The sequence below is a fragment of the Escherichia coli genome, assembly GCF_036503815.1.
GTDB classification, from domain to species: domain Bacteria; phylum Pseudomonadota; class Gammaproteobacteria; order Enterobacterales; family Enterobacteriaceae; genus Escherichia; species Escherichia coli_F.
In genome coordinates this window covers 500,845-522,152 of record NZ_AP027764.1, presented here as the reverse complement: position 1 = coordinate 522,152, position 21,308 = coordinate 500,845, and the positions used below count along the sequence as shown (strand labels likewise).

The following is a 21,308-nucleotide window of genomic DNA, read 5'->3' as shown; positions in this document are numbered from 1 at the left end:
TTCGCAGTGAACCTTTGCAGGTACACTCTGAAGTATTTTTTATTTAATCACTACAGAGATGGTGGAGCTATGCGGGATCGAACCGCAGACCTCCTGCGTGCAAAGCAGGCGCTCTCCCAGCTGAGCTATAGCCCCATAACATGTAGTTAAAACCTCTTCAAATTTGCGGTGCAAATTTGGTAGGCCTGAGTGGACTTGAACCACCGACCTCACCCTTATCAGGGGTGCGCTCTAACCACCTGAGCTACAAGCCTGTAGAGGTTTTACTGCTCATTTTCATCAGACAATCTGTGTGAGCACTGCAAAGAACAGTTCTTTAAGGTAAGGAGGTGATCCAACCGCAGGTTCCCCTACGGTTACCTTGTTACGACTTCACCCCAGTCATGAATCACAAAGTGGTAAGCGCCCTCCCGAAGGTTAAGCTACCTACTTCTTTTGCAACCCACTCCCATGGTGTGACGGGCGGTGTGTACAAGGCCCGGGAACGTATTCACCGTGGCATTCTGATCCACGATTACTAGCGATTCCGACTTCATGGAGTCGAGTTGCAGACTCCAATCCGGACTACGACGCACTTTATGAGGTCCGCTTGCTCTCGCGAGGTCGCTTCTCTTTGTATGCGCCATTGTAGCACGTGTGTAGCCCTGGTCGTAAGGGCCATGATGACTTGACGTCATCCCCACCTTCCTCCAGTTTATCACTGGCAGTCTCCTTTGAGTTCCCGGCCGGACCGCTGGCAACAAAGGATAAGGGTTGCGCTCGTTGCGGGACTTAACCCAACATTTCACAACACGAGCTGACGACAGCCATGCAGCACCTGTCTCACGGTTCCCGAAGGCACATTCTCATCTCTGAAAACTTCCGTGGATGTCAAGACCAGGTAAGGTTCTTCGCGTTGCATCGAATTAAACCACATGCTCCACCGCTTGTGCGGGCCCCCGTCAATTCATTTGAGTTTTAACCTTGCGGCCGTACTCCCCAGGCGGTCGACTTAACGCGTTAGCTCCGGAAGCCACGCCTCAAGGGCACAACCTCCAAGTCGACATCGTTTACGGCGTGGACTACCAGGGTATCTAATCCTGTTTGCTCCCCACGCTTTCGCACCTGAGCGTCAGTCTTCGTCCAGGGGGCCGCCTTCGCCACCGGTATTCCTCCAGATCTCTACGCATTTCACCGCTACACCTGGAATTCTACCCCCCTCTACGAGACTCAAGCTTGCCAGTATCAGATGCAGTTCCCAGGTTGAGCCCGGGGATTTCACATCTGACTTAACAAACCGCCTGCGTGCGCTTTACGCCCAGTAATTCCGATTAACGCTTGCACCCTCCGTATTACCGCGGCTGCTGGCACGGAGTTAGCCGGTGCTTCTTCTGCGGGTAACGTCAATGAGCAAAGGTATTAACTTTACTCCCTTCCTCCCCGCTGAAAGTACTTTACAACCCGAAGGCCTTCTTCATACACGCGGCATGGCTGCATCAGGCTTGCGCCCATTGTGCAATATTCCCCACTGCTGCCTCCCGTAGGAGTCTGGACCGTGTCTCAGTTCCAGTGTGGCTGGTCATCCTCTCAGACCAGCTAGGGATCGTCGCCTAGGTGAGCCGTTACCCCACCTACTAGCTAATCCCATCTGGGCACATCCGATGGCAAGAGGCCCGAAGGTCCCCCTCTTTGGTCTTGCGACATTATGCGGTATTAGCTACCGTTTCCAGTAGTTATCCCCCTCCATCAGGCAGTTTCCCAGACATTACTCACCCGTCCGCCACTCGTCAGCAAATCAGCAAGCTGATTCCTGTTACCGTTCGACTTGCATGTGTTAGGCCTGCCGCCAGCGTTCAATCTGAGCCATGATCAAACTCTTCAATTTAAAAGTTTGATGCTCAAAGAATTAAACTTCGTAATGAATTACGTGTTCACTCTTGAGACTTGGTATTCATTTTTCGTCTTGCGACGTTAAGAATCCGTATCTTCGAGTGCCCACACAGATTGTCTGATAAATTGTTAAAGAGCAGTTGCGACGCGGCTTTCAGCTCACTGTCGCGAGGTGGCGTATATTACGCTTTCCTCTTTCAGAGTCAACCCTGAATTTCAGGATTTTTTCTCTTTGTTGTTACGACCATCTTGTGAAGTGTTTCACGTTGTCGTCTCAACGGAGGCGCATTATAGGGATCCCAATTTTTTGCACAAGTACTTTTTTGATCTTTTTTTCTGTTTGTTGTTTTTTCACCCTTTTTGCTGCATTCGCACACAAAACGGTGCTTTTTTGCATACTAAAAGACTTGCACTAGGCCAATAATGCACCCAAAGTCATTAGGAAATCATTTATTGTTGAGGTGAGTATGTCTGATGTTTTACGCCCATACCGCGATCTTTTTCCACAAATCGGTCAGCGCGTAATGATCGACGATAGCAGCGTCGTGATTGGTGACGTTCGTCTGGCTGATGATGTGGGGATCTGGCCGCTCGTTGTGATTCGTGGAGATGTACATTATGTACAGATCGGAGCACGCACCAATATCCAGGATGGCAGTATGTTGCATGTCACTCATAAATCCTCGTACAACCCAGATGGCAACCCATTAACCATTGGCGAAGATGTCACTGTTGGTCACAAGGTGATGCTCCACGGCTGTACCATTGGCAATCGAGTGTTGGTTGGGATGGCATCAATTTTACTTGATGGTGCAATAGTAGAAGATGATGTGATGATTGGTGCGGGTAGCCTGGTCCCACAAAATAAACGGCTGGAGAGCGGATATCTGTATCTCGGTAGCCCCGTCAAACAGATCCGCCCGTTAAGTGATGAAGAGAAGGCCGGGTTACGCTATTCCGCGAATAACTACGTGAAATGGAAGGACGAGTATCTGGATCAGGGTAACCAAACCCAACCTTGATCATCTTCGCTTTGATCCTGAATCAAGCTTTCTGCTTCTTCTTCCAGGTCCCAGCGATGCTGGCGAAAACTCGCTAACCACTGTTCTGGCGTATCTCCTGCAAAGCGGTTCGCCAGACTCTCTCCAGTAATAGCGCAAGTGAGCTGCATACCATTTACAAGAGCGGGAAAACAAACGCATTTTTTACTCTCGTTCCACTCTTCCCTGTCCGGAAACTGGATGGCCTGATTCACGCGGACAACTCCTCCTGCAATTGCTTTATAACTGGTTCTATGTCAGGCAGAACACCGTGCCAGAGAAGAAAGGCATGAGCCGCCTGTGCCACCAGCATCCCCAATCCATCCGCATTACGCTTTGAACCTCGCAGCTCACACCATGCCAGAAAAGGTGTTTTTCCTTTCTGATAGAACATGTCATAGCAACAAATGCCTGAATGAATGAGCGATGCCGGGATCGCGGGAATATCACCACTGATGCCACTGGATGTTGCATTAATAATGAGATCGAACTCATGCCCCTCCAGTTCGTCCATACCCAACGCCTGAATACTGCCCGTGTGCGCAAACAATTTAGCCAACTCTTCCGCGCGGGGTAGCGTCCGATTAGTGATTGTCACCGCGCAGTCCAGAGAAAGGAGTGGAAGTAATACACCACGAGACGCCCCACCAGCGCCGATGAGTAGAATACGTAAACCAGGGCGGATAAAAGACAGACGTTCCAGATCGCTTAACAAGCCTACGCCATCGGTATTGTCACCCAGCAGGCGTCCATCTTCTAACCGCTTGAGGGTATTAACAGCACCAGCCAACGCTGCCCGTTCAGTAAGTTCATCAGCTCTGGCAAAGGCCTCTTCTTTAAAAGGCACCGTCACATTCGCTCCTTTACCACCAGCACTAAAGAAAGCGTTCAGTGTGTTAATGAAATCATTGATAGGTGCCAGCACGCGCCCATAGGGATGTTCAATATTCAATTGCTGAGCAAATTGCTGATGAATGAATGGCGATTTGCTGTGGGCTATTGGATTACCAAAAACAGCATAGTTTTCCATTATGTTACCCCTGTCGAAACAGTTCACCCGTCAGGGCATCGCGGATTTCTGAAGGATTTAAACGCCCTCCCGTTTCACCAGGCACAACCGGGAACGCTGCGCCAAATTGTGCGCGAACTTCGTCTACTGTTCGACAAGGCGGCAATCCACTCAAGTTGGCACTGGTAGAAACCAGCGGTTTACCATAAGCCTGGCACAAAGCAACCACCAACGGATGGTCGGTGACTCGTACAGCAAGCGAATCAAAGCGGCCTGTCAACCAGCGCGGTGTTGTCGCAGGCGCGGGAAAGACAAAGGTGACGGGACCTGGCCAGCGAGAAAAAATGGTTTCACGCTGCGCATCAGTCAGCATGCAGTCATCAATATAGGGTTTAAGCTGCTCGTAATTTGCCGCGATTAAAATCAGCCCCTTATCAACCGGACGCTGTTTTAGTTCCAACAGTCTCATCACTGCTGTTTCGCTATCAGGATCGCACCCGACACCGAAAACGGCTTCCGTGGGATAGGCGATGACACGTTCTTCATTGAGGACATCTATCGCAGCTGCGATAGCGTCTCCTTGCAGGTTATTATTCACGTTATTATTCCGCCGAAACCGGCTTTCCACATTGTTTACTGGCACAAAAGTGTTTTACACCCTGCGCGGTTTTCTTTTCGATGAGTAGCGGATAATGACACTCAGGGCATTCTCCGGCTATAGGTTTGAAGTTAATGGCAAATTGACACTCCGGGTAGCGATCACAGGAATGAAATGTTTTGCCATAACGGGAGCGGCGCTGGACCAGATGGCCCGTCCGACATTGGGGACAGGTAATTGCTGTTTCGTCCGGTTTATCGATAAGTTCGGTATGTTCGCATTCAGGATAGTTACTGCAACCAACAAACATACCAAAGCGCCCCTGGCGTAAGACCAGATTTGCGCCGCATGCAGGGCAAATCTGTCCCTCCAGAACTTTGACGATATGTCCATCCGCTGAAGATTTCAGAGGACGGACGTAGTCACACGCCGGATACTGTGAGCATCCAAGAAACGGACCGTGTTTCCCGGATCGAATAACCAGTTCAGCCCCGCACTTTGGGCAGGACTCATTATTACGCACCGTGAACAGTGCTGATTTCGCCATAACAACTTATGCTGAATTAAAGAAATGATTAATGCAGCATACCTTCATTCACTTCAAAGAGTAATTCTTCCATTTGCTGGTACGCATTTTCGCAGCCCGGAATATTGAACAACACCATCAGGATTACCCATTTCAGGTCTTCCAGGTCGAACTCAGCGGTATCCAGCGCGAGCACTCGCTCTATCACCATTTCACGGGTTTCAAGGTTAAGCACCTGAATTTGCTCAAGGAAAAGCAGAAAACCACGACAGCTGGCATCCAGTCTTTCACACTCTTCAGGGGTATAAATACGCATGGAGAGTGGATCAGAGGCCAGTTGCATCGGTTCTGCCAGTCCTTCCTGATAATCCGCAAGCTTTTCCAGCCAAAGCAGGGCATTGTAGATATCTTCTCGATCAAATCCTGCGTCGGTAAGATCCTGTTCAAGTTTGTCTTGATCCACACGCAACTCAGCTTCTGTGTGAATATAGGTTTCAAACAAATACATTAGTACGTCGAACATGGCATGCCCTCCTCAATCGGACATAGCCGCCGGGTACAGCTGCGATCCATCCTGCTAACTCCAGTTCGAGTAGTTGAGTAACTACCTCTGGCACAGGTTGGCCGGCACGTTCAGCGACGACGTCAACAGGTGTTACCTCATCTCCTACGTTAGCCAGGAGCTCAGGAAATGGCAATGCCACGTCTTCCTGATCTGGTGAATAAAATGAATTTTCAGGCGCGTCTGGCAACCAGTGCAATCCAAATTGCAAGTTTTCCAGAATTTCTTCCGGTTCCGTCACAAGAATCGCACCTTGTTTTATTAACCAGTGAGGCCCTTCGCTTCCCGGATTCCCTATTGGACCTGGCAAGGCAAAAACTTCTCGCCCCTGTTCAAGCGCACAACGCGCTGTCACCAGCGAACCACTGCGCAAAGCAGCTTCCACCACAAGTACACCTTTACTTAGACCACTGATAATGCGATTTCTTCGCGGGAAATTGTAAGCAAGAGGTGGAACATCGAGGGGAAATTCCGAGACGAGAGCTCCGCCATGTTCAAGCAGACTGGTAGCCAGCCGGGCATGGCGGCGGGGATGAATGGTATTAAGTCCATTCCCCAATACAGCAATGCTGACGCCATTCACCTGCAAGGCCGCTTTATGCGCCACACCATCGATTCCTCGCGCCAGTCCACTCGTAATTGTCACTCCACGCGTCGCCAGAGTTTCGCAAAATAATCGTCCCCAGCGTTCGCCATACCATGAATGCGCCCGACTCCCCACTACAGCAAGCTGAAATGAATGCAATGCGCGCAGTTCTCCAGCAACAAACAGCGCACCGGGGTAATCTGCTGTCGCCAGAAGTTGGGAAGGATAAAATTCACTATCCGCTGAGATTAAATGATGGTTTGGTTGATTCAACCAACAAAGTGAGCTCTCAATACTCTTTGGCGGAAATGAAAGAAAGCGTTGTGCCTGCCGCAATGTCAGCCCTGTTTGTTGCAATATAACCGCATCAATATGCGACTGTTTTGCCAGCCAGTGAGCTATACGGACCATATCATCGCCGTACAAGCTGCTGACGCTCATTAAACGCAGCCAAATTTCTGTATCGACCATCCTTATCTCCCTGCCATAAGCAGCCTTAGCAATCTTTGCGATTGGTCAGTGATGCTGTCAATCAGAGGGGGATTTGTCTAGAATAGAAGAAATAATCTTTCTAACTCCTGAACACATCTCTGGAGATTTATGTCAGTTTTGCAAGTGTTACATATTCCGGACGAGCGGCTTCGCAAAGTTGCTAAACCGGTAGAAGAAGTGAATGCAGAAATTCAGCGTATCGTCGATGATATGTTCGAGACGATGTACGCAGAAGAAGGTATTGGCCTGGCGGCAACCCAGGTTGATATCCATCAACGTATCATTGTTATTGATGTTTCGGAAAACCGTGACGAACGGCTGGTGTTAATCAATCCGGAGCTTTTAGAAAAAAGCGGCGAAACAGGCATTGAAGAAGGTTGCCTGTCGATCCCTGAACAACGTGCTTTAGTGCCACGCGCAGAGAAAGTTAAAATTCGCGCCCTGGACCGCGACGGTAAACCATTTGAACTGGAAGCAGACGGTCTGTTAGCCATCTGTATTCAGCATGAGATGGATCACCTGGTCGGCAAACTGTTTATGGATTATCTGTCACCGCTGAAACAACAACGTATTCGTCAGAAAGTTGAAAAACTGGATCGTCTGAAAGCCCGGGCTTAAGGATAAGAATTAACGTGTCAGAATCACTACGTATTATTTTTGCGGGTACACCTGACTTTGCAGCGCGTCATCTCGACGCGCTGTTGTCTTCTGGTCATAACGTCGTTGGCGTGTTCACCCAGCCAGACCGACCGGCAGGACGCGGTAAAAAACTGATGCCCAGCCCGGTTAAAGTTCTGGCTGAGGAAAAAGGTCTGCCCGTTTTTCAACCTGTTTCCCTGCGTCCACAAGAAAACCAGCAACTGGTCGCCGACCTGCAGGCTGATGTTATGGTCGTCGTCGCCTATGGTTTAATTCTGCCGAAAGCTGTGCTGGAGATGCCGCGTCTTGGCTGTATCAACGTTCATGGTTCACTGCTGCCACGCTGGCGCGGTGCTGCACCAATCCAACGCTCACTATGGGCGGGTGATGCAGAAACTGGTGTGACCATTATGCAAATGGATGTTGGTTTAGACACCGGTGACATGCTCTATAAGCTCTCCTGCCCGATTACTGCAGAAGATACCAGTGGTACGCTGTACGACAAGCTGGCAGAGCTTGGCCCACAAGGGCTTATCACCACATTGAAACAACTGGCAGACGGCACGGCGAAACCAGAAGTTCAGGACGAAACTCTTGTCACTTACGCCGAAAAGTTGAGTAAAGAAGAAGCGTGTATTGACTGGTCACTCTCGGCAGCACAGCTTGAACGCTGCATTCGCGCTTTTAATCCGTGGCCGATGAGCTGGCTGGAAATTGAAGGACAGCCGGTTAAAGTCTGGAAAGCATCGGTCATTGATACGGCAACCAACGCTGCCCCAGGAACGATCCTTGAAGCCAACAAACAAGGCATTCAGGTTGCGACGGGTGATGGCATCCTGAACCTGCTCTCGTTACAACCTGCGGGTAAGAAAGCAATGAGCGCGCAAGACCTCCTGAATTCTCGTCGGGAATGGTTTGTTCCGGGCAACCGTCTGGCCTGATAGTCCACTCTTCTAAGCCCGGTCTTGCCGGGCATTTTTATTTTATATTTATGAAAAAACAACGTAATTTACGTAGTATGGCGGCACAGGCCGTTGAACAAGTCGTCGAGCAAGGGCAATCATTAAGCAACATTCTGCCACCGCTCCAGCAAAAAGTTTCCGATAAAGACAAAGCACTTCTTCAAGAGTTGTGCTTTGGCGTACTGCGTACGCTTTCACAGTTAGACTGGCTGATTAATAAGTTAATGGCCCGTCCGATGACCGGCAAACAGCGCACTGTGCATTACCTGATTATGGTTGGTTTGTATCAACTGCTTTATACCCGCATTCCACCTCATGCTGCACTGGCTGAAACGGTTGAAGGTGCTGTCGCAATTAAGCGTCCGCAACTTAAAGGGTTGATTAACGGCGTATTACGCCAGTTCCAGCGTCAGCAAGAAGAGTTATTAGCCGAGTTTAATGCCAGTGATGCACGTTATCTGCATCCTTTCTGGTTGCTGAAGCGTCTGCAAAAAGCGTATCCAGAGCAATGGCAATCCATCATTGAAGCCAATAACCAGCGTCCGCCAATGTGGCTGCGCGTTAATCGTACGCATCATTCCCGCGACAGCTGGCTTGCATTGCTGGATGAAGCAGGAATGAAAGGTTTCCCGCATGCGGATTACCCTGATGCTGTACGGCTGGAAACACCTGCACCTGTTCATGTGCTACCAGGTTTTGAAGAAGGATGGGTTACCGTTCAGGATGCATCAGCACAAGGTTGCATGGCCTGGCTTGCGCCACAAAACGGTGAACACATTCTGGATCTTTGCGCTGCCCCCGGCGGTAAAACAACGCATATCCTTGAGGTGGCACCAGAAGCGCAGGTTCTTGCGGTTGATATTGACGAACAGCGCCTCTCTCGCGTTTACGACAATTTAAAACGCCTTGGTATGAAGGCGACCGTGAAACAAGGTGATGGTCGCTACCCTTCCCAATGGTGTGGCGAGCAACAGTTTGATCGCATTTTATTAGATGCGCCTTGTTCAGCAACCGGTGTGATTCGTCGCCATCCGGATATTAAATGGTTACGCCGCGATCGCGATATCCCTGAACTCGCGCAGTTGCAGTCTGAAATTCTCGACGCCATCTGGCCGCATTTAAAATCCGGTGGAACCCTGGTCTATGCCACCTGTTCAGTGTTACCGGAAGAGAATAGCCAACAAATTAAAGCCTTTCTGCAACGCACAGAAGATGCAATGCTTTGCGAAACCGGAACACCAGAACAACCAGGTAAGCAAAATCTGCCTGGTGCCGAAGAGGGCGACGGCTTCTTTTACGCTAAGCTAATCAAAAAGTGATGAGATAACGGGTCGCGACTGATGAAAATTATCATTCTGGGTGCCGGCCAGGTTGGCGGCACACTGGCGGAAAACCTGGTTGGCGAGAACAACGATATTACTGTTGTCGATACCAACGGTGAGCGTCTGCGGACCTTGCAGGATAAATTTGACCTGCGAGTCGTGCAGGGGCATGGCTCTCATCCACGCGTATTGCGGGAGGCAGGTGCCGACGACGCCGATATGCTGGTTGCTGTAACCAGTTCAGATGAAACCAATATGGTTGCCTGCCAGGTAGCCTACTCACTTTTCAACACCCCTAATCGCATCGCTCGTATCCGCTCACCAGACTACGTGCGCGATGCCGATAAGCTATTTCATTCAGATGCTGTACCGATTGATCATCTGATCGCACCAGAGCAGCTGGTTATCGATAATATTTACCGACTGATTGAGTATCCCGGCGCGCTGCAGGTAGTGAACTTCGCTGAGGGTAAAGTCAGCCTGGCTGTGGTTAAAGCCTATTATGGCGGCCCACTGATTGGTAATGCACTTTCGACCATGCGCGAACATATGCCGCATATCGATACTCGTGTGGCAGCCATTTTCCGCCACGATCGCCCTATTCGTCCGCAAGGTTCGACCATTGTTGAAGCTGGTGATGAAGTGTTCTTTATTGCCGCTTCGCAACACATCCGCGCGGTGATGAGTGAATTGCAACGTCTGGAAAAACCGTATAAGCGGATCATGCTGGTTGGCGGCGGTAATATCGGTGCAGGGCTGGCGCGTCGTCTGGAAAAAGATTACAGCGTCAAACTCATCGAGCGTAATCAACAGCGCGCTGCCGAGCTGGCGGAAAAGCTGCAGAATACGATCGTCTTTTTTGGTGATGCATCGGATCAGGAACTGCTGGCTGAAGAGCACATCGATCAAGTTGATCTGTTTATTGCCGTCACCAACGATGACGAGGCCAATATTATGTCCGCCATGCTCGCCAAACGCATGGGCGCGAAAAAGGTGATGGTATTGATCCAGCGTCGCGCTTATGTGGATCTGGTTCAGGGGAGCGTGATCGATATTGCAATTTCACCGCAACAAGCGACCATCTCTGCGTTGCTTAGTCACGTGCGAAAAGCCGATATTGTTGGTGTTTCCTCATTGCGCCGCGGTGTTGCAGAAGCTATTGAAGCTGTTGCTCACGGTGATGAAAGCACCTCACGCGTTGTGGGCAGAGTCATTGATGAAATCAAGCTACCACCAGGAACGATTATTGGTGCTGTAGTACGCGGCAATGATGTGATGATTGCCAATGACAATCTGCGTATTGAGCAAGGCGATCATGTAATTATGTTCCTGACGGACAAAAAGTTTATTACCGACGTCGAACGTCTCTTCCAGCCAAGTCCTTTCTTCTTGTAATTAATAAGGCGTCTTCTGGCGCCTTATTATTTCCCTTTTCTTTTCAAGGATTAATTAAATTCATTCCCGGCAGGAAAATAGCTTAACATTTGTTAGACTTATGATTGTCGGCTTTATAGGGAGAATAACATGAGCATTATTAAAGAATTTCGCGAATTTGCAATGCGCGGAAATGTGGTGGATTTGGCAGTGGGTGTCATTATCGGTGCGGCCTTCGGTAAGATTGTCTCTTCACTGGTTGCAGATATCATCATGCCGCCGCTGGGTTTATTAATTGGTGGGATCGACTTTAAACAGTTTGCTGTCACGCTACGCGATGCGCAAGGGGATATCCCAGCAGTCGTTATGCATTACGGTGTCTTCATTCAAAACGTCTTTGATTTTCTGATTGTGGCCTTTGCCATCTTCATGGCAATTAAGCTAATCAACAAACTGAATCGTAAGAAAGAAGAACCGGCAGCCGCGCCAGCGCCAACTAAAGAAGAAGTATTACTGACAGAAATTCGTGATTTGCTGAAAGAGCAGAATAACCGCTCTTAAAAAGCCCCTGAAAGCAGAAGGCCAGTGGTAAAAAAGTGATTTACTTTCTTGCCACTGGCCTCCCAGTTTCCCCGATTGCCATGTTTTCCTTTCCGCATGTAACTACCTTTCCCCTTCTTATTTTTCTCTACACGCTGTCGGAATAAAGGATCATGTAGCAATGCTTCTATCGCATTATCTTTTATCTGTCCTTTAGTATGCTGATATCGGCTCATAAAAACTCCAGTTGGTTATTTAACGGCGCGAGTGTAATCCCGCCAGTGCAAAAAATCAACAACCACTCTTAACGCCACTCGCCCCTTGTTCAAGGGCTTCAAGAATCGAGCAATAAACACTGCTATGAGCGGTCCCACAACAGGCATCGTTAAGGCGTTGCAAGGAACGCTGCATACTCTGCAACTCGGCTATCCGTGCTTCGACTTCCTGCAATCTTTCCTGCACAATGCCTTTTGACTCCTGACAGGTATGGTGTTCAGGATCGATACGGATCGACAGCAACTCGCGGATCGACTCCAGACTGAAACCAAGTTGTCTGGCATGGCGGATAAATTTCAATCGCTGGAGATCGCTTTCAGTATACAGGCGAAACCCACCTTCGGTGCGTACTTCATGCTCCATCATCTGCTGCTTTTCGTAATAACGAATCGTGTCGGGTGTTACTTCCGCCATTTTTGCCAGCTCACCAATGCGATACATACATACTCCACTAGTTATCGTTGATTTTGTCCAACAACTTGTCAGCATAATCGCCGCGTAAAAAATCGGTACTCAATCCAGCTTGTCGCAGCTTCAATTCCAGTAATGACAATCGACGACTAACCTCTTGATATTGCGGATCATCATGACGGATACCTTTGAGGATATCTAGAAGCTGTATTGCTTCCCTCCGCTGCTCAAGTTCTGGCGGTAAGCAACCGGCATTCTTCAACAAGCGATACCCCGCACGTAATTCTGGTGGCACGTGGGAATCATCATCCAGGATTAATGGTTCGCCGCTATTAGGTAGGTTATCAAACTCACCTTTCGCTTGCGCTTCTGCTATATGGCGCTCTGCCCACTGGTCAAGTAACCACATAAATACTCCAGGGGATGAACAAAAAGAGTACAGCTATTGTAGATAAGTGGGGATACTACGGGTATAAAAAAACCCGCCGGGGCGGGTTTTTTTACGTTGCTTCAGATTACTCTGCAGCAGCTTCTGCTTTCTCTGAACGATCAACCAGCTCGATGTAAGCCATCGGCGCGTTGTCGCCTGCACGGAAGCCACACTTCAGAATACGAGTGTAACCACCGGCACGGCTCGCGAAACGCGGGCCCAGTTCGTTAAACAGTTTTGCCACGATCTCGTTATCACGAGTACGGGCGAATGCCAGACGACGATTAGCAACGCTATCAGTCTTGGCAAGAGTAATCAGCGGCTCAACTACGCGGCGCAGCTCTTTCGCTTTAGGCAGAGTCGTCTTGATGATTTCATGACGAACCAGTGAACCTGCCATATTGCGGAACATAGCCTGGCGATGGCTGCTGTTGCGGTTCAGTTGACGACCACTCTTACGATGGCGCATGACCTTATCCTTCTCAGTAAAACCTTAACCTGTGACCTGGTTACTCGTCAGCGATGCTTGCCGGTGGCCAGTTTTCCAGGCGCATGCCCAGAGACAGTCCACGGGAAGCCAGCACGTCTTTAATCTCAGTAAGAGATTTTTTACCAAGGTTAGGCGTTTTAAGGAGCTCAACCTCGGTACGCTGTACCAGATCACCGATATAGTGGATAGCTTCTGCTTTAAGGCAGTTAGCAGAGCGGACAGTCAATTCCAGATCGTCAACAGGGCGCAGCAGGATCGGATCGAACTCTGGTTTCTCTTCTTTCACTTCAGGCTGACGTACATCACGTAAGTCAACGAAAGCTTCCAGTTGTTCAGCCAGAATGGTTGCCGCACGACGAATCGCCTCTTCAGGATCGATTGTGCCGTTGGTTTCCATTTCGATGACCAGCTTGTCCAGGTCGGTACGCTGTTCTACACGCGCTGCTTCAACATTGTAGGCAATACGCTCCACAGGGCTGTAGCATGCGTCGACCAGCAGACGGCCGATTGGGCGCTCATCTTCTTCCGAATGAATTCGGGTAGAAGCCGGCACATAACCACGACCGCGCTGAACTTTGATACGCATGCTAATAGACGCGTTCTCATCGGTCAGGTGGCAGATCACGTGCTGCGGCTTGACGATTTCGACATCACCGTCGTGGGTGATATCGGCTGCAGTCACAGGGCCAATGCCAGATTTATTCAAGGTAAGAATAACTTCATCTTTGCCCTGAACTCTCACCGCCAGCCCTTTCAGGTTGAGCAGGATTTCCAGGATATCTTCCTGAACGCCTTCTTTGGTGCTGTACTCATGTAGTACACCATCAATCTCAACCTCGGTCACCGCGCAACCCGGCATCGATGAGAGCAGAATACGGCGCAGTGCGTTACCCAGAGTATGGCCAAAGCCACGCTCTAAAGGCTCAAGGGTCACCTTGGCGTGCGTCGAACTCACTTGCTCGATATCAACCAGGCGCGGTTTTAGAAACTCTGTCACAGAACCCTGCATTGTGTCCTCTCTTTGGTACTAAGCTTTACTTGGAGTAAAGCTCGACGATCAGGTGTTCGTTAATGTCCGCAGACAGATCAGAACGCTCCGGCTTACGCTTAAACGTACCTTCCATCTTGCCAGCATCAACTTCCAGCCAGGTTGGCTTTTCACGCTGCTCAGCCAGCTCCAGAGCGGCTTTCACGCGAGACTGCTTCTTCGCTTTCTCACGAATGCTTACAACGTCATTCGGACTAACCTGATAAGAAGCGATGTTAACAACACGACCGTTTACCATAATTGCTTTATGGCTAACCAGCTGACGTGCTTCTGCACGAGTGGCACCGAAGCCCATACGGTATACAACGTTGTCCAGACGACCTTCCAGCAGAGCCAACAGGTTTTCACCGGTGTTGCCTTTCAGACGTGCTGCTTCTTTGTAGTAGTTACGGAACTGACGCTCCAGCACACCATAGATACGGCGAACTTTTTGCTTTTCACGCAACTGCACACCATAGTCAGACAGACGCGGTTTACGCGCACCGTGCTGGCCAGGAGCTTGTTCAATTTTACACTTGGTATCGATCGCGCGAACGCCAGACTTAAGGAATAAGTCGGTGCCCTCACGACGGCTCAGCTTGAGCTTAGGACCCAAATATCTTGCCATTTTCTTTCTCCAACAAACCTGGAAAACGAGGCGTTATACGCGACGTTTTTTCGGCGGACGACAACCGTTATGAGGGATCGGAGTCACATCAGTAATATTAGTGATGCGGAAACCTGCGGCGTTCAGAGCACGAATAGTAGATTCGCGGCCTGGACCCGGACCTTTAACCATAACTTCCAGATTCTTGATGCCGTATTCTTTCACGGCGTCAGCGCAACGCTCTGCTGCAACCTGAGCTGCAAACGGAGTGGATTTGCGAGAACCACGGAAACCGGAACCACCGGCTGTTGCCCAACCCAACGCGTTACCCTGACGATCAGTGATAGTCACGATGGTGTTGTTGAAAGAAGCATGGATATGAGCCACGCCGTCAGAGACTTGTTTTCTTACACGTTTACGTGCACGAATTGGTGCCTTTGCCATTATTCAATCACCCCGATTATTTCTTGATCGGTTTGCGCGGACCCTTACGGGTACGTGCGTTGGTCTTGGTACGCTGACCGCGAACCGGGAGACCACGACGATGACGCAAACCGCGATAGCAACCAAGATCCATCAGGCGCTTGATGCTCATGCTGATTTCACGGCGCAGATCACCTTCAACGACAAATTTGGCAACTTCGTCACGCAGCGTGTCGATTTGTCCTTCAGACAGCTCACTGATCTTAACATCTTCAGCGATACCCGCTGCAGCCAGGATGGCTTTAGAACGGGTCTTGCCGACGCCATAAATCGAAGTTAATGCGATTACGGCATGCTTATGATCAGGAATGTTAATGCCTGCTATACGGGCCACTATGCACTCCTACTATTTAATATGTACGTTCCATGCTGAAAAGCCCGTTTTCAGGATACTCAAATGGAAACGCACAGACATACAAAAGATTGGCTGGCTAATCTAGCCAGCTCAACCCAACTTTGCAAGAAAAATATGCGAAAAAATCAGCCTTGGCGCTGTTTATGCTTCGGCTCGGCACTGCAAATCACACGGATGACACCATCACGCTTAACGATTTTGCAGTTACGGCATAATTTCTTGACGGAAGCACGAACTTTCATTTTTACTCTCCGTAACTTCTCGGGCGACCAATTATCGGCCGTAGCCTTTCAGGTTCGCCTTCTTCAATGCAGACTCATACTGACTGGACATCATCAGAGTTTGCACTTGAGCCATAAAGTCCATAATCACGACAACAACGATAAGCAGTGAGGTCCCACCGAAGTAGAACGGTACTTTCATTGCATCACGCATGAACTCCGGGATCAGGCAGATAAAGGTAATGTACAGCGCACCAACCAGGGTCAGGCGGGTCATTACTTTATCGATATACTTCGCCGTTTGCTCTCCCGGACGAATTCCTGGTACAAATGCACCGGACTTCTTCAGGTTATCTGCTGTTTCACGCGGGTTGAAAACCAACGCCGTGTAGAAGAAACAGAAGAAGATGATTGCAGACGCATAGAGTAACACATAAAGCGGTTGCCCAGGCTGCAAATACAGCGAAATTGTTGTCAGCCAGTTCCAACCAGTACCGCCCCCGAACCATGACGCGATGGTCGCCGGGAACAGAATAATACTGGAAGCGAAGATTGCCGGGATTACCCCCGCCATATTCACTTTCAGCGGTAAATGTGTGCTCTGTGCAGCATAGACACGACGACCTTGCTGACGTTTCGCGTAGTTTACCACAATGCGGCGTTGACCACGCTCAACAAATACAACAAAGAACGTCACTGCAAATACTAATACTGCAACCAACAGCAACACGAGGAAGTGCAGGTCGCCTTGACGCGCTTGCTCGATAGTATGGGCAATGGCTGGCGGGAGTCCCGCGACAATACCGGCGAAGATAATGATTGAAATACCGTTGCCGATACCTCGTTCAGTAATCTGTTCGCCCAACCACATCAGGAACATGGTTCCTGTGACCAGACTTACAACAGCGGTGAAGTAGAATGCAAAGCCCGGGTTAATGACCAGGCCTTGCATACCAGGCATATTCGGCAGACCGGTAGCAATACCGATCGACTGGAATATTGCCAGCACCAGAGTACCGTAGCGGGTGTACTGGCTGATCTTACGACGACCAGACTCCCCTTCTTTCTTAATTTCTGCCAACGTTGGGTGAACCACCGTCAGCAGCTGGATAATGATCGATGCCGAAATATACGGCATGATCCCCAGAGCAAAGATAGAAGCACGGCTGAGAGCACCACCAGAGAACATGTTAAACATTTCAATGATGGTGCCTCGCTGTTGCTCAAGCAGTTTGGCAAGTACAGCGGCATCAATACCAGGGATCGGAATAAAAGAGCCAATACGGAACACAATCAGCGCACCGATAACAAACAACAGTCTGCGTTTCAGCTCGCCTAAGCCACCTTTGGCACTTTGAAAATCTAATCCCGGTTGTTTAGCCATCTGCTACTTATTCCTCGATTTTACCGCCAGCAGCTTCGATAGCAGCACGAGCGCCTTTAGTAACACGCAGGCCACGAATAGTTACCGGAGTAGTTACTTCGCCAGCCAGGATCACTTTCGCGAACTCGATCTGGATACCGATAATGTTAGCCGCTTTCAGCGTGTTCAGGTCTACAACACCGCCTTCTACTTTAGCCAGGTCAGACAGACGAACTTCGGCTGTAATCGCTGCTTTACGAGAAGTGAAGCCGAATTTCGGCAGACGACGGTACAGAGGCATCTGACCACCCTCGAAACCGCGACGTACGCCACCGCCAGAACGAGACTTCTGACCTTTGTGACCACGACCACCGGTTTTACCGAGGCCAGAACCGATACCACGACCCAGGCGTTTACCCGCCTTTTTGGAGCCTTCGGCCGGAGACAGAGTATTTAAACGCATCTCTTACTCCTCAACTTTAACCATGAAGGAAACCGCGTTGATCATACCGCGAATAGCAGGAGTATCCTCGCGCTCTACGGTGTGACCAATACGACGCAGACCCAGGCCAAGCAGCGTTGCCTTGTGTTTCGGCAGACGACCGATTGCACTGCGGGTTTGAGTAATTTTAATAGTCTTTGCCATGGTTTATTTCCCCAGAATTTCTTCAACGGATTTACCACGCTTGGCAGCGACCATTTCTGGAGAATTCATATTTTCCAGGCCATCGATAGTTGCACGAACCACGTTAATCGGGTTGGTGGAACCATACGCTTTAGCCAGAACGTTATGAACCCCAGCGACTTCCAGAACGGCGCGCATTGCACCACCGGCGATGATACCGGTACCTTCGGAAGCCGGCTGCATGAATACGCGAGAACCCGTATGAACACCTTTAACAGGGTGTTGCAGAGTGCCGTTATTCAGCGCGACGTTAATCATATTGCGACGGGCTTTTTCCATCGCTTTCTGGATCGCTGCTGGAACTTCACGCGCTTTACCGTAACCAAAACCAACGCGACCGTTACCATCGCCAACTACAGTCAGAGCTGTGAAGGAGAAAATACGACCACCTTTAACGGTTTTAGATACGCGGTTTACCGCGATCAGCTTTTCCTGCAGTTCGCCAGCTTGTTTTTCGATGTGAGCCATCTTACACCTCTACCTTAGAACTGAAGGCCAGCTTCACGGGCAGCATCTGCCAGTGCCTGGACACGACCATGATATTGGAACCCGGAACGGTCAAAGGATACATCTTTGATGCCTTTTTCCAGAGCGCGTTCAGCGACAGCTTTACCCACAGCTGCAGCCGCGTCTTTGTTACCGGTGTACTTCAGTTGTTCAGCGATAGCTTTTTCTACAGTAGAAGCAGCTACCAGAACTTCAGAACCGTTCGGTGCAATTACCTGTGCGTAAATGTGACGCGGGGTACGATGTACCACCAGGCGAGTTGCGCCCAGCTCCTGGAGCTTGCGGCGTGCGCGGGTCGCACGACGGATACGAGCAGATTTCTTATCCATAGTGTTACCTTACTTCTTCTTAGCCTCTTTGGTACGCACGACTTCGTCGGCGTAACGAACACCCTTGCCTTTGTAAGGCTCAGGACGACGGTAGGCGCGCAGATCCGCTGCAACCTGGCCGATCACCTGCTTATCAGCGCCTTTCAGCACGATTTCAGTCTGAGTCGGACATTCAGCAGTGATACCCGCAGGCAGCTGATGGTCAACAGGATGAGAGAAACCCAGAGACAGGTTAATCACATTGCCTTTAACCGCTGCACGGTAACCTACACCAACCAGCTGCAGCTTCTTAGTGAAGCCTTCGGTAACACCGATAACCATTGAGTTCAGCAGGGCACGCGCGGTACCAGCCTGTGCCCAACCGTCTGCGTAACCATCACGCGGACCGAAGGTCAGGGTATTATCTGCATGTTTAACTTCAACAGCATCGTTGAGAGTACGAGTCAGCTCGCCGTTTTTACCTTTGATCGTAATAACCTGACCGTTGATTTTTACGTCAACGCCGGCAGGAACAACGACCGGTGCTTTAGCAACACGAGACATTTTTTCCTCCGATTAGGCTACGTAGCAGATAATTTCGCCACCAAGACCAGCCTGGCGCGCTGCACGATCAGTCATAACACCTTTAGAGGTAGAAACAACTGCGATACCCAGACCCGCCATAACTTTCGGCAGCTCATCTTTACGTTTATAGATGCGCAGACCTGGGCGGCTGACACGCTGAATGCTTTCTACAACAGCTTTGCCCTGGAAATACTTCAGAGTAAGTTCCAGTTCAGGCTTGGTGTCGCCTTCAACTTTAAAATCTTCAATAAAACCTTCTTCCTTCAGCACGTTGGCGATTGCCACTTTCAGCTTGGAGGAAGGCATGGTGACCGCAGCTTTGTTCGCGGCCTGACCGTTACGGATACGGGTCAGCATATCCGCGATCGGATCTTGCATGCTCATCTGTCTTTACTCCCGTGATTCAATTGGTGACAATTACCAGCTAGCCTTTTTCAGACCCGGGATTTCACCGCGCATAGCGGCTTCACGGACCTTAATACGGCTCAACCCGAACTTCCGCAGGAAACCATGCGGACGACCTGTTTGACGGCAGCGGTTACGCTGACGAGACGGGCTGGAATCACGCGGCAGAGTCTGCAGCTTGAGAACAGCGTTCCAACGATCTTCGTCGGAAGCGTTCACATCAGAGATGATCGCTTTCAGTTCAGCGCGTTTCGCGAAGTATTTATCAGCTAAAGCTACGCGTTTTACTTCGCGTGCTTTCATTGATTGCTTAGCCATTTAGTAACCCTACCTTACTTGCGGAACGGGAAGTCAAAGGCAGCCAGCAGAGCGCGGCCTTCTTCGTCAGATTTCGCAGTAGTGGTAATGGTAATATCCAAACCACGAACGCGGTCGACTTTATCGTAGTCGATTTCTGGGAAGATGATCTGCTCACGGACACCCATGCTGTAGTTACCACGACCGTCGAAAGACTTAGCGGACAGGCCACGGAAGTCACGGATACGAGGTACAGCAATAGTGATCAGGCGCTCAAAGAACTCCCACATGCGTTCGCCACGCAGAGTTACTTTACAGCCGATCGGATAGCCCTGACGGATTTTGAAGCCTGCAACAGATTTGCGTGCTTTGGTGATCAACGGTTTTTGACCGGAGATTGCTGCCAGGTCTGCTGCTGCGTTATCCAGCAGTTTTTTGTCAGCGATCGCTTCACCAACACCCATGTTCAGGGTGATCTTCTCGACCCGAGGGACTTGCATGACAGAATTGTAGTTAAACTCAGTCATGAGTTTTTTAACTACTTCGTCTTTGTAGTAATCATGCAGTTTCGCCATCGTACTACTCCAAATTACTTGATAGTTTCGCTGTTAGACTTGAAGAAACGGACTTTTTTACCGTCTTCGAATCTAAAGCCTACACGGTCAGCCTTGCCGGTTGCCGCATTGAAGATTGCTACGTTGGAAACCTGAATAGCGGCTTCTTTTTCAACGATGCCACCCGGTTGGTTCAGGGCCGGAACCGGCTTCTGATGTTTCTTAACCAGGTTGATACCTTCAACAATGACCTTGCCGGAAGACAGGACATTCTTAACTTTACCGCGTTTACCTTTATCTTTACCGGTTAACACGATAACTTCGTCATCACGACGGATTTTCGCTGCCATGATTCGCTCCTTAGAGTACTTCTGGTGCCAGAGAGATAATTTTCATGAACTTCTCACTACGAAGCTCACGAGTTACCGGCCCAAAAATACGCGTACCGATAGGCTGCTCGCTGTTGTTGTTCAGAAGAACACAAGCATTACCATCGAAGCGAATGACAGAACCGTCCGGGCGACGAACACCCTTCTTGGTGCGCACCACTACCGCCTTCAGCACATCACCTTTTTTGACCTTACCACGCGGAATTGCTTCTTTGATGGTGATCTTGATGATGTCGCCTACGCCTGCGTAGCGACGGTGCGAGCCACCCAGAACCTTGATACACATTACGCGACGTGCACCGGAGTTGTCGGCGACGTTCAGCATAGTCTGTTCTTGGATCATTTTAGTGCTCCGCTAATGTCAACTACTACTGAGACCCGAAAATCAGGTCGTTA

The 21,308-nt window shown here is 49.8% G+C and carries 32 protein-coding genes, 2 tRNA genes and 1 rRNA gene; 6 read left to right on the top strand and 29 right to left on the bottom strand.

The features are described from left to right. Positions 1–59 precede the first annotated feature (59 nt). The 3 genes from AABJ99_RS02505 to AABJ99_RS02495 all read right to left on the bottom strand — a co-directional run bounded on the left by AABJ99_RS02505 (position 60) and on the right by AABJ99_RS02495 (position 1,864). Positions 60–135: transfer RNA gene (locus AABJ99_RS02505), tRNA-Ala, on the bottom strand. Positions 136–177: 42 nt separating this feature from the next. After that, a tRNA-Ile gene (locus tag AABJ99_RS02500) sits at positions 178–254 on the bottom strand. 68 nt (positions 255–322) lie between these two features. Continuing rightward, positions 323–1,864: ribosomal RNA gene (locus tag AABJ99_RS02495) — 16S ribosomal RNA — on the bottom strand. A gap of 472 nt (positions 1,865–2,336) precedes the next feature. Here AABJ99_RS02495 and yrdA point away from each other — a divergent pair. After that, positions 2,337–2,891 carry a gamma carbonic anhydrase family protein gene (yrdA, locus tag AABJ99_RS02490; RefSeq protein ID WP_001286209.1) on the top strand — a complete coding sequence of 185 codons (555 nt, stop codon included), beginning with the start codon at positions 2,337–2,339 and terminating at the stop codon, positions 2,889–2,891. Here the strand turns inward: yrdA and yrdB are convergent. From yrdB to dprA, 6 genes are read right to left on the bottom strand one after another with little or no spacing between them, the layout of a single operon-like run. Next, the gene (gene yrdB, locus AABJ99_RS02485; RefSeq protein ID WP_001070585.1) at positions 2,867–3,124 is read right to left on the bottom strand and encodes a DUF1488 domain-containing protein; all 258 of its coding nucleotides are present in this window, start codon (positions 3,122–3,124) and stop codon (positions 2,867–2,869) included. The two genes, yrdA and yrdB, sit on opposite strands and share 25 nt — an antisense overlap. Further along, the gene (gene aroE / locus AABJ99_RS02480; RefSeq protein WP_039021473.1) at positions 3,121–3,939 is read right to left on the bottom strand and encodes a shikimate dehydrogenase; all 819 of its coding nucleotides are present in this window, start codon (positions 3,937–3,939) and stop codon (positions 3,121–3,123) included. The genes yrdB and aroE overlap by 4 nt, the downstream gene beginning before the upstream one ends. A 4-nt stretch (positions 3,940–3,943) precedes the next feature. After that, positions 3,944–4,516 carry an L-threonylcarbamoyladenylate synthase type 1 TsaC gene (tsaC, locus tag AABJ99_RS02475; RefSeq protein WP_001353637.1) on the bottom strand — a complete coding sequence of 191 codons (573 nt, stop codon included), beginning with the start codon at positions 4,514–4,516 and terminating at the stop codon, positions 3,944–3,946. Between the two features lie 4 nt (positions 4,517–4,520). Then, entirely contained in the window at positions 4,521–5,063 is a 543-nt protein-coding gene (yrdD, locus tag AABJ99_RS02470) for a DNA topoisomerase family protein (protein ID WP_001129718.1), read from the bottom strand. A gap of 28 nt (positions 5,064–5,091) precedes the next feature. Next, entirely contained in the window at positions 5,092–5,565 is a 474-nt protein-coding gene (gene smg / locus AABJ99_RS02465; protein WP_000460672.1) for a DUF494 family protein Smg, read from the bottom strand. After that, on the bottom strand, positions 5,537–6,661 hold the full coding sequence (gene dprA / locus AABJ99_RS02460) for a DNA-protecting protein DprA (RefSeq protein ID WP_039021472.1): 1,125 nt from the start codon (positions 6,659–6,661) through the stop codon (positions 5,537–5,539). The genes smg and dprA overlap by 29 nt, the downstream gene beginning before the upstream one ends. 129 nt (positions 6,662–6,790) lie before the next feature. On the opposite strand from dprA, the gene def reads away from it, so the two are divergent. The 5 genes from def (at position 6,791) to mscL (ending at position 11,540) form a co-directional block, all read left to right on the top strand. Next, positions 6,791–7,300, top strand: a complete 510-nt coding sequence (gene def, locus AABJ99_RS02455) for a peptide deformylase (RefSeq protein ID WP_000114984.1) — start codon at positions 6,791–6,793, stop codon at positions 7,298–7,300. Positions 7,301–7,314: 14 nt separating this feature from the next. Further along, the gene (fmt, locus tag AABJ99_RS02450) at positions 7,315–8,262 is read left to right on the top strand and encodes a methionyl-tRNA formyltransferase (protein ID WP_000004452.1); all 948 of its coding nucleotides are present in this window, start codon (positions 7,315–7,317) and stop codon (positions 8,260–8,262) included. Positions 8,263–8,312: 50 nt separating this feature from the next. Beyond that, positions 8,313–9,602, top strand: coding sequence for a 16S rRNA (cytosine(967)-C(5))-methyltransferase RsmB (gene rsmB, locus AABJ99_RS02445; RefSeq protein ID WP_039021471.1), 1,290 nt, complete (start codon positions 8,313–8,315; stop codon positions 9,600–9,602). 21 nt (positions 9,603–9,623) lie between these two features. Beyond that, positions 9,624–11,000, top strand: coding sequence for a Trk system potassium transporter TrkA (trkA, locus tag AABJ99_RS02440; protein ID WP_000691382.1), 1,377 nt, complete (start codon positions 9,624–9,626; stop codon positions 10,998–11,000). A gap of 129 nt (positions 11,001–11,129) precedes the next feature. Further along, positions 11,130–11,540: a large-conductance mechanosensitive channel protein MscL gene (gene mscL, locus AABJ99_RS02435; protein ID WP_000022442.1), complete on the top strand. Its 411-nt coding sequence runs from the start codon at positions 11,130–11,132 to the stop codon at positions 11,538–11,540. On the opposite strand, the gene arfA is transcribed toward mscL, so the two are convergent. From arfA to rplN, 20 genes are all read right to left on the bottom strand, one after another. Beyond that, entirely contained in the window at positions 11,537–11,755 is a 219-nt protein-coding gene (arfA, locus tag AABJ99_RS02430) for an alternative ribosome-rescue factor ArfA (protein ID WP_000092697.1), read from the bottom strand. The two genes, mscL and arfA, sit on opposite strands and share 4 nt — an antisense overlap. A gap of 55 nt (positions 11,756–11,810) precedes the next feature. Further along, positions 11,811–12,236 (bottom strand): Zn(2+)-responsive transcriptional regulator, encoded by a 426-nt coding sequence (gene zntR / locus AABJ99_RS02425; RefSeq protein WP_000285607.1) that lies wholly within the window; start codon positions 12,234–12,236, stop codon positions 11,811–11,813. 10 nt (positions 12,237–12,246) lie between these two features. Further along, on the bottom strand, positions 12,247–12,615 hold the full coding sequence (gene yhdN, locus AABJ99_RS02420) for a DUF1992 domain-containing protein (RefSeq protein WP_039021470.1): 369 nt from the start codon (positions 12,613–12,615) through the stop codon (positions 12,247–12,249). 106 nt (positions 12,616–12,721) lie between these two features. Beyond that, the gene (gene rplQ, locus AABJ99_RS02415) at positions 12,722–13,105 is read right to left on the bottom strand and encodes a 50S ribosomal protein L17 (RefSeq protein ID WP_001216368.1); all 384 of its coding nucleotides are present in this window, start codon (positions 13,103–13,105) and stop codon (positions 12,722–12,724) included. Between the two features lie 40 nt (positions 13,106–13,145). Then, positions 13,146–14,135: a DNA-directed RNA polymerase subunit alpha gene (gene rpoA, locus AABJ99_RS02410; RefSeq protein WP_001162094.1), complete on the bottom strand. Its 990-nt coding sequence runs from the start codon at positions 14,133–14,135 to the stop codon at positions 13,146–13,148. A 25-nt stretch (positions 14,136–14,160) separates the two neighbouring features. Further along, a complete protein-coding gene (gene rpsD / locus AABJ99_RS02405) occupies positions 14,161–14,781 on the bottom strand; it encodes a 30S ribosomal protein S4 (RefSeq protein ID WP_000135224.1) in 621 nt (206 codons plus the stop codon). 33 nt (positions 14,782–14,814) lie between these two features. Further along, entirely contained in the window at positions 14,815–15,204 is a 390-nt protein-coding gene (rpsK, locus tag AABJ99_RS02400; RefSeq protein ID WP_001029684.1) for a 30S ribosomal protein S11, read from the bottom strand. 16 nt (positions 15,205–15,220) lie between these two features. Continuing rightward, on the bottom strand, positions 15,221–15,577 hold the full coding sequence (gene rpsM, locus AABJ99_RS02395) for a 30S ribosomal protein S13 (protein ID WP_000090775.1): 357 nt from the start codon (positions 15,575–15,577) through the stop codon (positions 15,221–15,223). Positions 15,578–15,723: 146 nt separating this feature from the next. Then, on the bottom strand, positions 15,724–15,840 hold the full coding sequence (gene rpmJ, locus AABJ99_RS02390; RefSeq protein WP_000868187.1) for a 50S ribosomal protein L36: 117 nt from the start codon (positions 15,838–15,840) through the stop codon (positions 15,724–15,726). 31 nt (positions 15,841–15,871) lie between these two features. Next, complete coding sequence (secY, locus tag AABJ99_RS02385) at positions 15,872–17,203, bottom strand: preprotein translocase subunit SecY (protein WP_001118861.1); 1,332 nt, start codon at positions 17,201–17,203, stop codon at positions 15,872–15,874. Between the two features lie 7 nt (positions 17,204–17,210). Beyond that, on the bottom strand, positions 17,211–17,645 hold the full coding sequence (rplO, locus tag AABJ99_RS02380) for a 50S ribosomal protein L15 (RefSeq protein WP_025840285.1): 435 nt from the start codon (positions 17,643–17,645) through the stop codon (positions 17,211–17,213). Between the two features lie 3 nt (positions 17,646–17,648). Next, positions 17,649–17,828 (bottom strand): 50S ribosomal protein L30, encoded by a 180-nt coding sequence (rpmD, locus tag AABJ99_RS02375; protein WP_001140433.1) that lies wholly within the window; start codon positions 17,826–17,828, stop codon positions 17,649–17,651. 3 nt (positions 17,829–17,831) lie between these two features. Beyond that, positions 17,832–18,335, bottom strand: coding sequence for a 30S ribosomal protein S5 (gene rpsE / locus AABJ99_RS02370; RefSeq protein ID WP_000940121.1), 504 nt, complete (start codon positions 18,333–18,335; stop codon positions 17,832–17,834). A gap of 14 nt (positions 18,336–18,349) precedes the next feature. Further along, complete coding sequence (rplR, locus tag AABJ99_RS02365; RefSeq protein WP_000358960.1) at positions 18,350–18,703, bottom strand: 50S ribosomal protein L18; 354 nt, start codon at positions 18,701–18,703, stop codon at positions 18,350–18,352. Between the two features lie 9 nt (positions 18,704–18,712). Continuing rightward, positions 18,713–19,246: a 50S ribosomal protein L6 gene (gene rplF / locus AABJ99_RS02360; protein WP_000091945.1), complete on the bottom strand. Its 534-nt coding sequence runs from the start codon at positions 19,244–19,246 to the stop codon at positions 18,713–18,715. A gap of 12 nt (positions 19,247–19,258) precedes the next feature. Then, on the bottom strand, positions 19,259–19,651 hold the full coding sequence (gene rpsH / locus AABJ99_RS02355; protein ID WP_000062611.1) for a 30S ribosomal protein S8: 393 nt from the start codon (positions 19,649–19,651) through the stop codon (positions 19,259–19,261). Positions 19,652–19,684: 33 nt separating this feature from the next. Then, positions 19,685–19,990, bottom strand: a complete 306-nt coding sequence (gene rpsN / locus AABJ99_RS02350) for a 30S ribosomal protein S14 (RefSeq protein WP_001118930.1) — start codon at positions 19,988–19,990, stop codon at positions 19,685–19,687. Between the two features lie 14 nt (positions 19,991–20,004). Then, positions 20,005–20,544, bottom strand: coding sequence for a 50S ribosomal protein L5 (rplE, locus tag AABJ99_RS02345; protein WP_001096200.1), 540 nt, complete (start codon positions 20,542–20,544; stop codon positions 20,005–20,007). A gap of 14 nt (positions 20,545–20,558) precedes the next feature. Then, positions 20,559–20,873 carry a 50S ribosomal protein L24 gene (rplX, locus tag AABJ99_RS02340; RefSeq protein WP_000729185.1) on the bottom strand — a complete coding sequence of 105 codons (315 nt, stop codon included), beginning with the start codon at positions 20,871–20,873 and terminating at the stop codon, positions 20,559–20,561. Between the two features lie 10 nt (positions 20,874–20,883). Continuing rightward, complete coding sequence (gene rplN, locus AABJ99_RS02335) at positions 20,884–21,255, bottom strand: 50S ribosomal protein L14 (RefSeq protein WP_000613955.1); 372 nt, start codon at positions 21,253–21,255, stop codon at positions 20,884–20,886. Positions 21,256–21,308: the final 53 nt, after the last annotated feature.

Coding starts and splice junctions, on each gene's coding strand:
- yrdA (WP_001286209.1), top strand. CDS start 2,337: ATGTCTGATGTTTTACGCCCATACCGCGATCTTTTTCCACAAATCGGT.
- aroE (WP_039021473.1), bottom strand. CDS start 3,939: ATGGAAAACTATGCTGTTTTTGGTAATCCAATAGCCCACAGCAAATCG.
- yrdD (WP_001129718.1), bottom strand. CDS start 5,063: ATGGCGAAATCAGCACTGTTCACGGTGCGTAATAATGAGTCCTGCCCA.
- smg (WP_000460672.1), bottom strand. CDS start 5,565: ATGTTCGACGTACTAATGTATTTGTTTGAAACCTATATTCACACAGAA.
- dprA (WP_039021472.1), bottom strand. CDS start 6,661: ATGGTCGATACAGAAATTTGGCTGCGTTTAATGAGCGTCAGCAGCTTG.
- def (WP_000114984.1), top strand. CDS start 6,791: ATGTCAGTTTTGCAAGTGTTACATATTCCGGACGAGCGGCTTCGCAAA.
- rsmB (WP_039021471.1), top strand. CDS start 8,313: ATGAAAAAACAACGTAATTTACGTAGTATGGCGGCACAGGCCGTTGAA.
- trkA (WP_000691382.1), top strand. CDS start 9,624: ATGAAAATTATCATTCTGGGTGCCGGCCAGGTTGGCGGCACACTGGCG.
- mscL (WP_000022442.1), top strand. CDS start 11,130: ATGAGCATTATTAAAGAATTTCGCGAATTTGCAATGCGCGGAAATGTG.
- arfA (WP_000092697.1), bottom strand. CDS start 11,755: ATGAGCCGATATCAGCATACTAAAGGACAGATAAAAGATAATGCGATA.
- zntR (WP_000285607.1), bottom strand. CDS start 12,236: ATGTATCGCATTGGTGAGCTGGCAAAAATGGCGGAAGTAACACCCGAC.
- yhdN (WP_039021470.1), bottom strand. CDS start 12,615: ATGTGGTTACTTGACCAGTGGGCAGAGCGCCATATAGCAGAAGCGCAA.
- rplQ (WP_001216368.1), bottom strand. CDS start 13,105: ATGCGCCATCGTAAGAGTGGTCGTCAACTGAACCGCAACAGCAGCCAT.
- rpoA (WP_001162094.1), bottom strand. CDS start 14,135: ATGCAGGGTTCTGTGACAGAGTTTCTAAAACCGCGCCTGGTTGATATC.
- rpsD (WP_000135224.1), bottom strand. CDS start 14,781: ATGGCAAGATATTTGGGTCCTAAGCTCAAGCTGAGCCGTCGTGAGGGC.
- rpsK (WP_001029684.1), bottom strand. CDS start 15,204: ATGGCAAAGGCACCAATTCGTGCACGTAAACGTGTAAGAAAACAAGTC.
- rpmJ (WP_000868187.1), bottom strand. CDS start 15,840: ATGAAAGTTCGTGCTTCCGTCAAGAAATTATGCCGTAACTGCAAAATC.
- secY (WP_001118861.1), bottom strand. CDS start 17,203: ATGGCTAAACAACCGGGATTAGATTTTCAAAGTGCCAAAGGTGGCTTA.
- rplO (WP_025840285.1), bottom strand. CDS start 17,645: ATGCGTTTAAATACTCTGTCTCCGGCCGAAGGCTCCAAAAAGGCGGGT.
- rpmD (WP_001140433.1), bottom strand. CDS start 17,828: ATGGCAAAGACTATTAAAATTACTCAAACCCGCAGTGCAATCGGTCGT.
- rpsE (WP_000940121.1), bottom strand. CDS start 18,335: ATGGCTCACATCGAAAAACAAGCTGGCGAACTGCAGGAAAAGCTGATC.
- rplR (WP_000358960.1), bottom strand. CDS start 18,703: ATGGATAAGAAATCTGCTCGTATCCGTCGTGCGACCCGCGCACGCCGC.
- rplF (WP_000091945.1), bottom strand. CDS start 19,246: ATGTCTCGTGTTGCTAAAGCACCGGTCGTTGTTCCTGCCGGCGTTGAC.
- rpsH (WP_000062611.1), bottom strand. CDS start 19,651: ATGAGCATGCAAGATCCGATCGCGGATATGCTGACCCGTATCCGTAAC.
- rpsN (WP_001118930.1), bottom strand. CDS start 19,990: ATGGCTAAGCAATCAATGAAAGCACGCGAAGTAAAACGCGTAGCTTTA.
- rplE (WP_001096200.1), bottom strand. CDS start 20,544: ATGGCGAAACTGCATGATTACTACAAAGACGAAGTAGTTAAAAAACTC.
- rplX (WP_000729185.1), bottom strand. CDS start 20,873: ATGGCAGCGAAAATCCGTCGTGATGACGAAGTTATCGTGTTAACCGGT.
- rplN (WP_000613955.1), bottom strand. CDS start 21,255: ATGATCCAAGAACAGACTATGCTGAACGTCGCCGACAACTCCGGTGCA.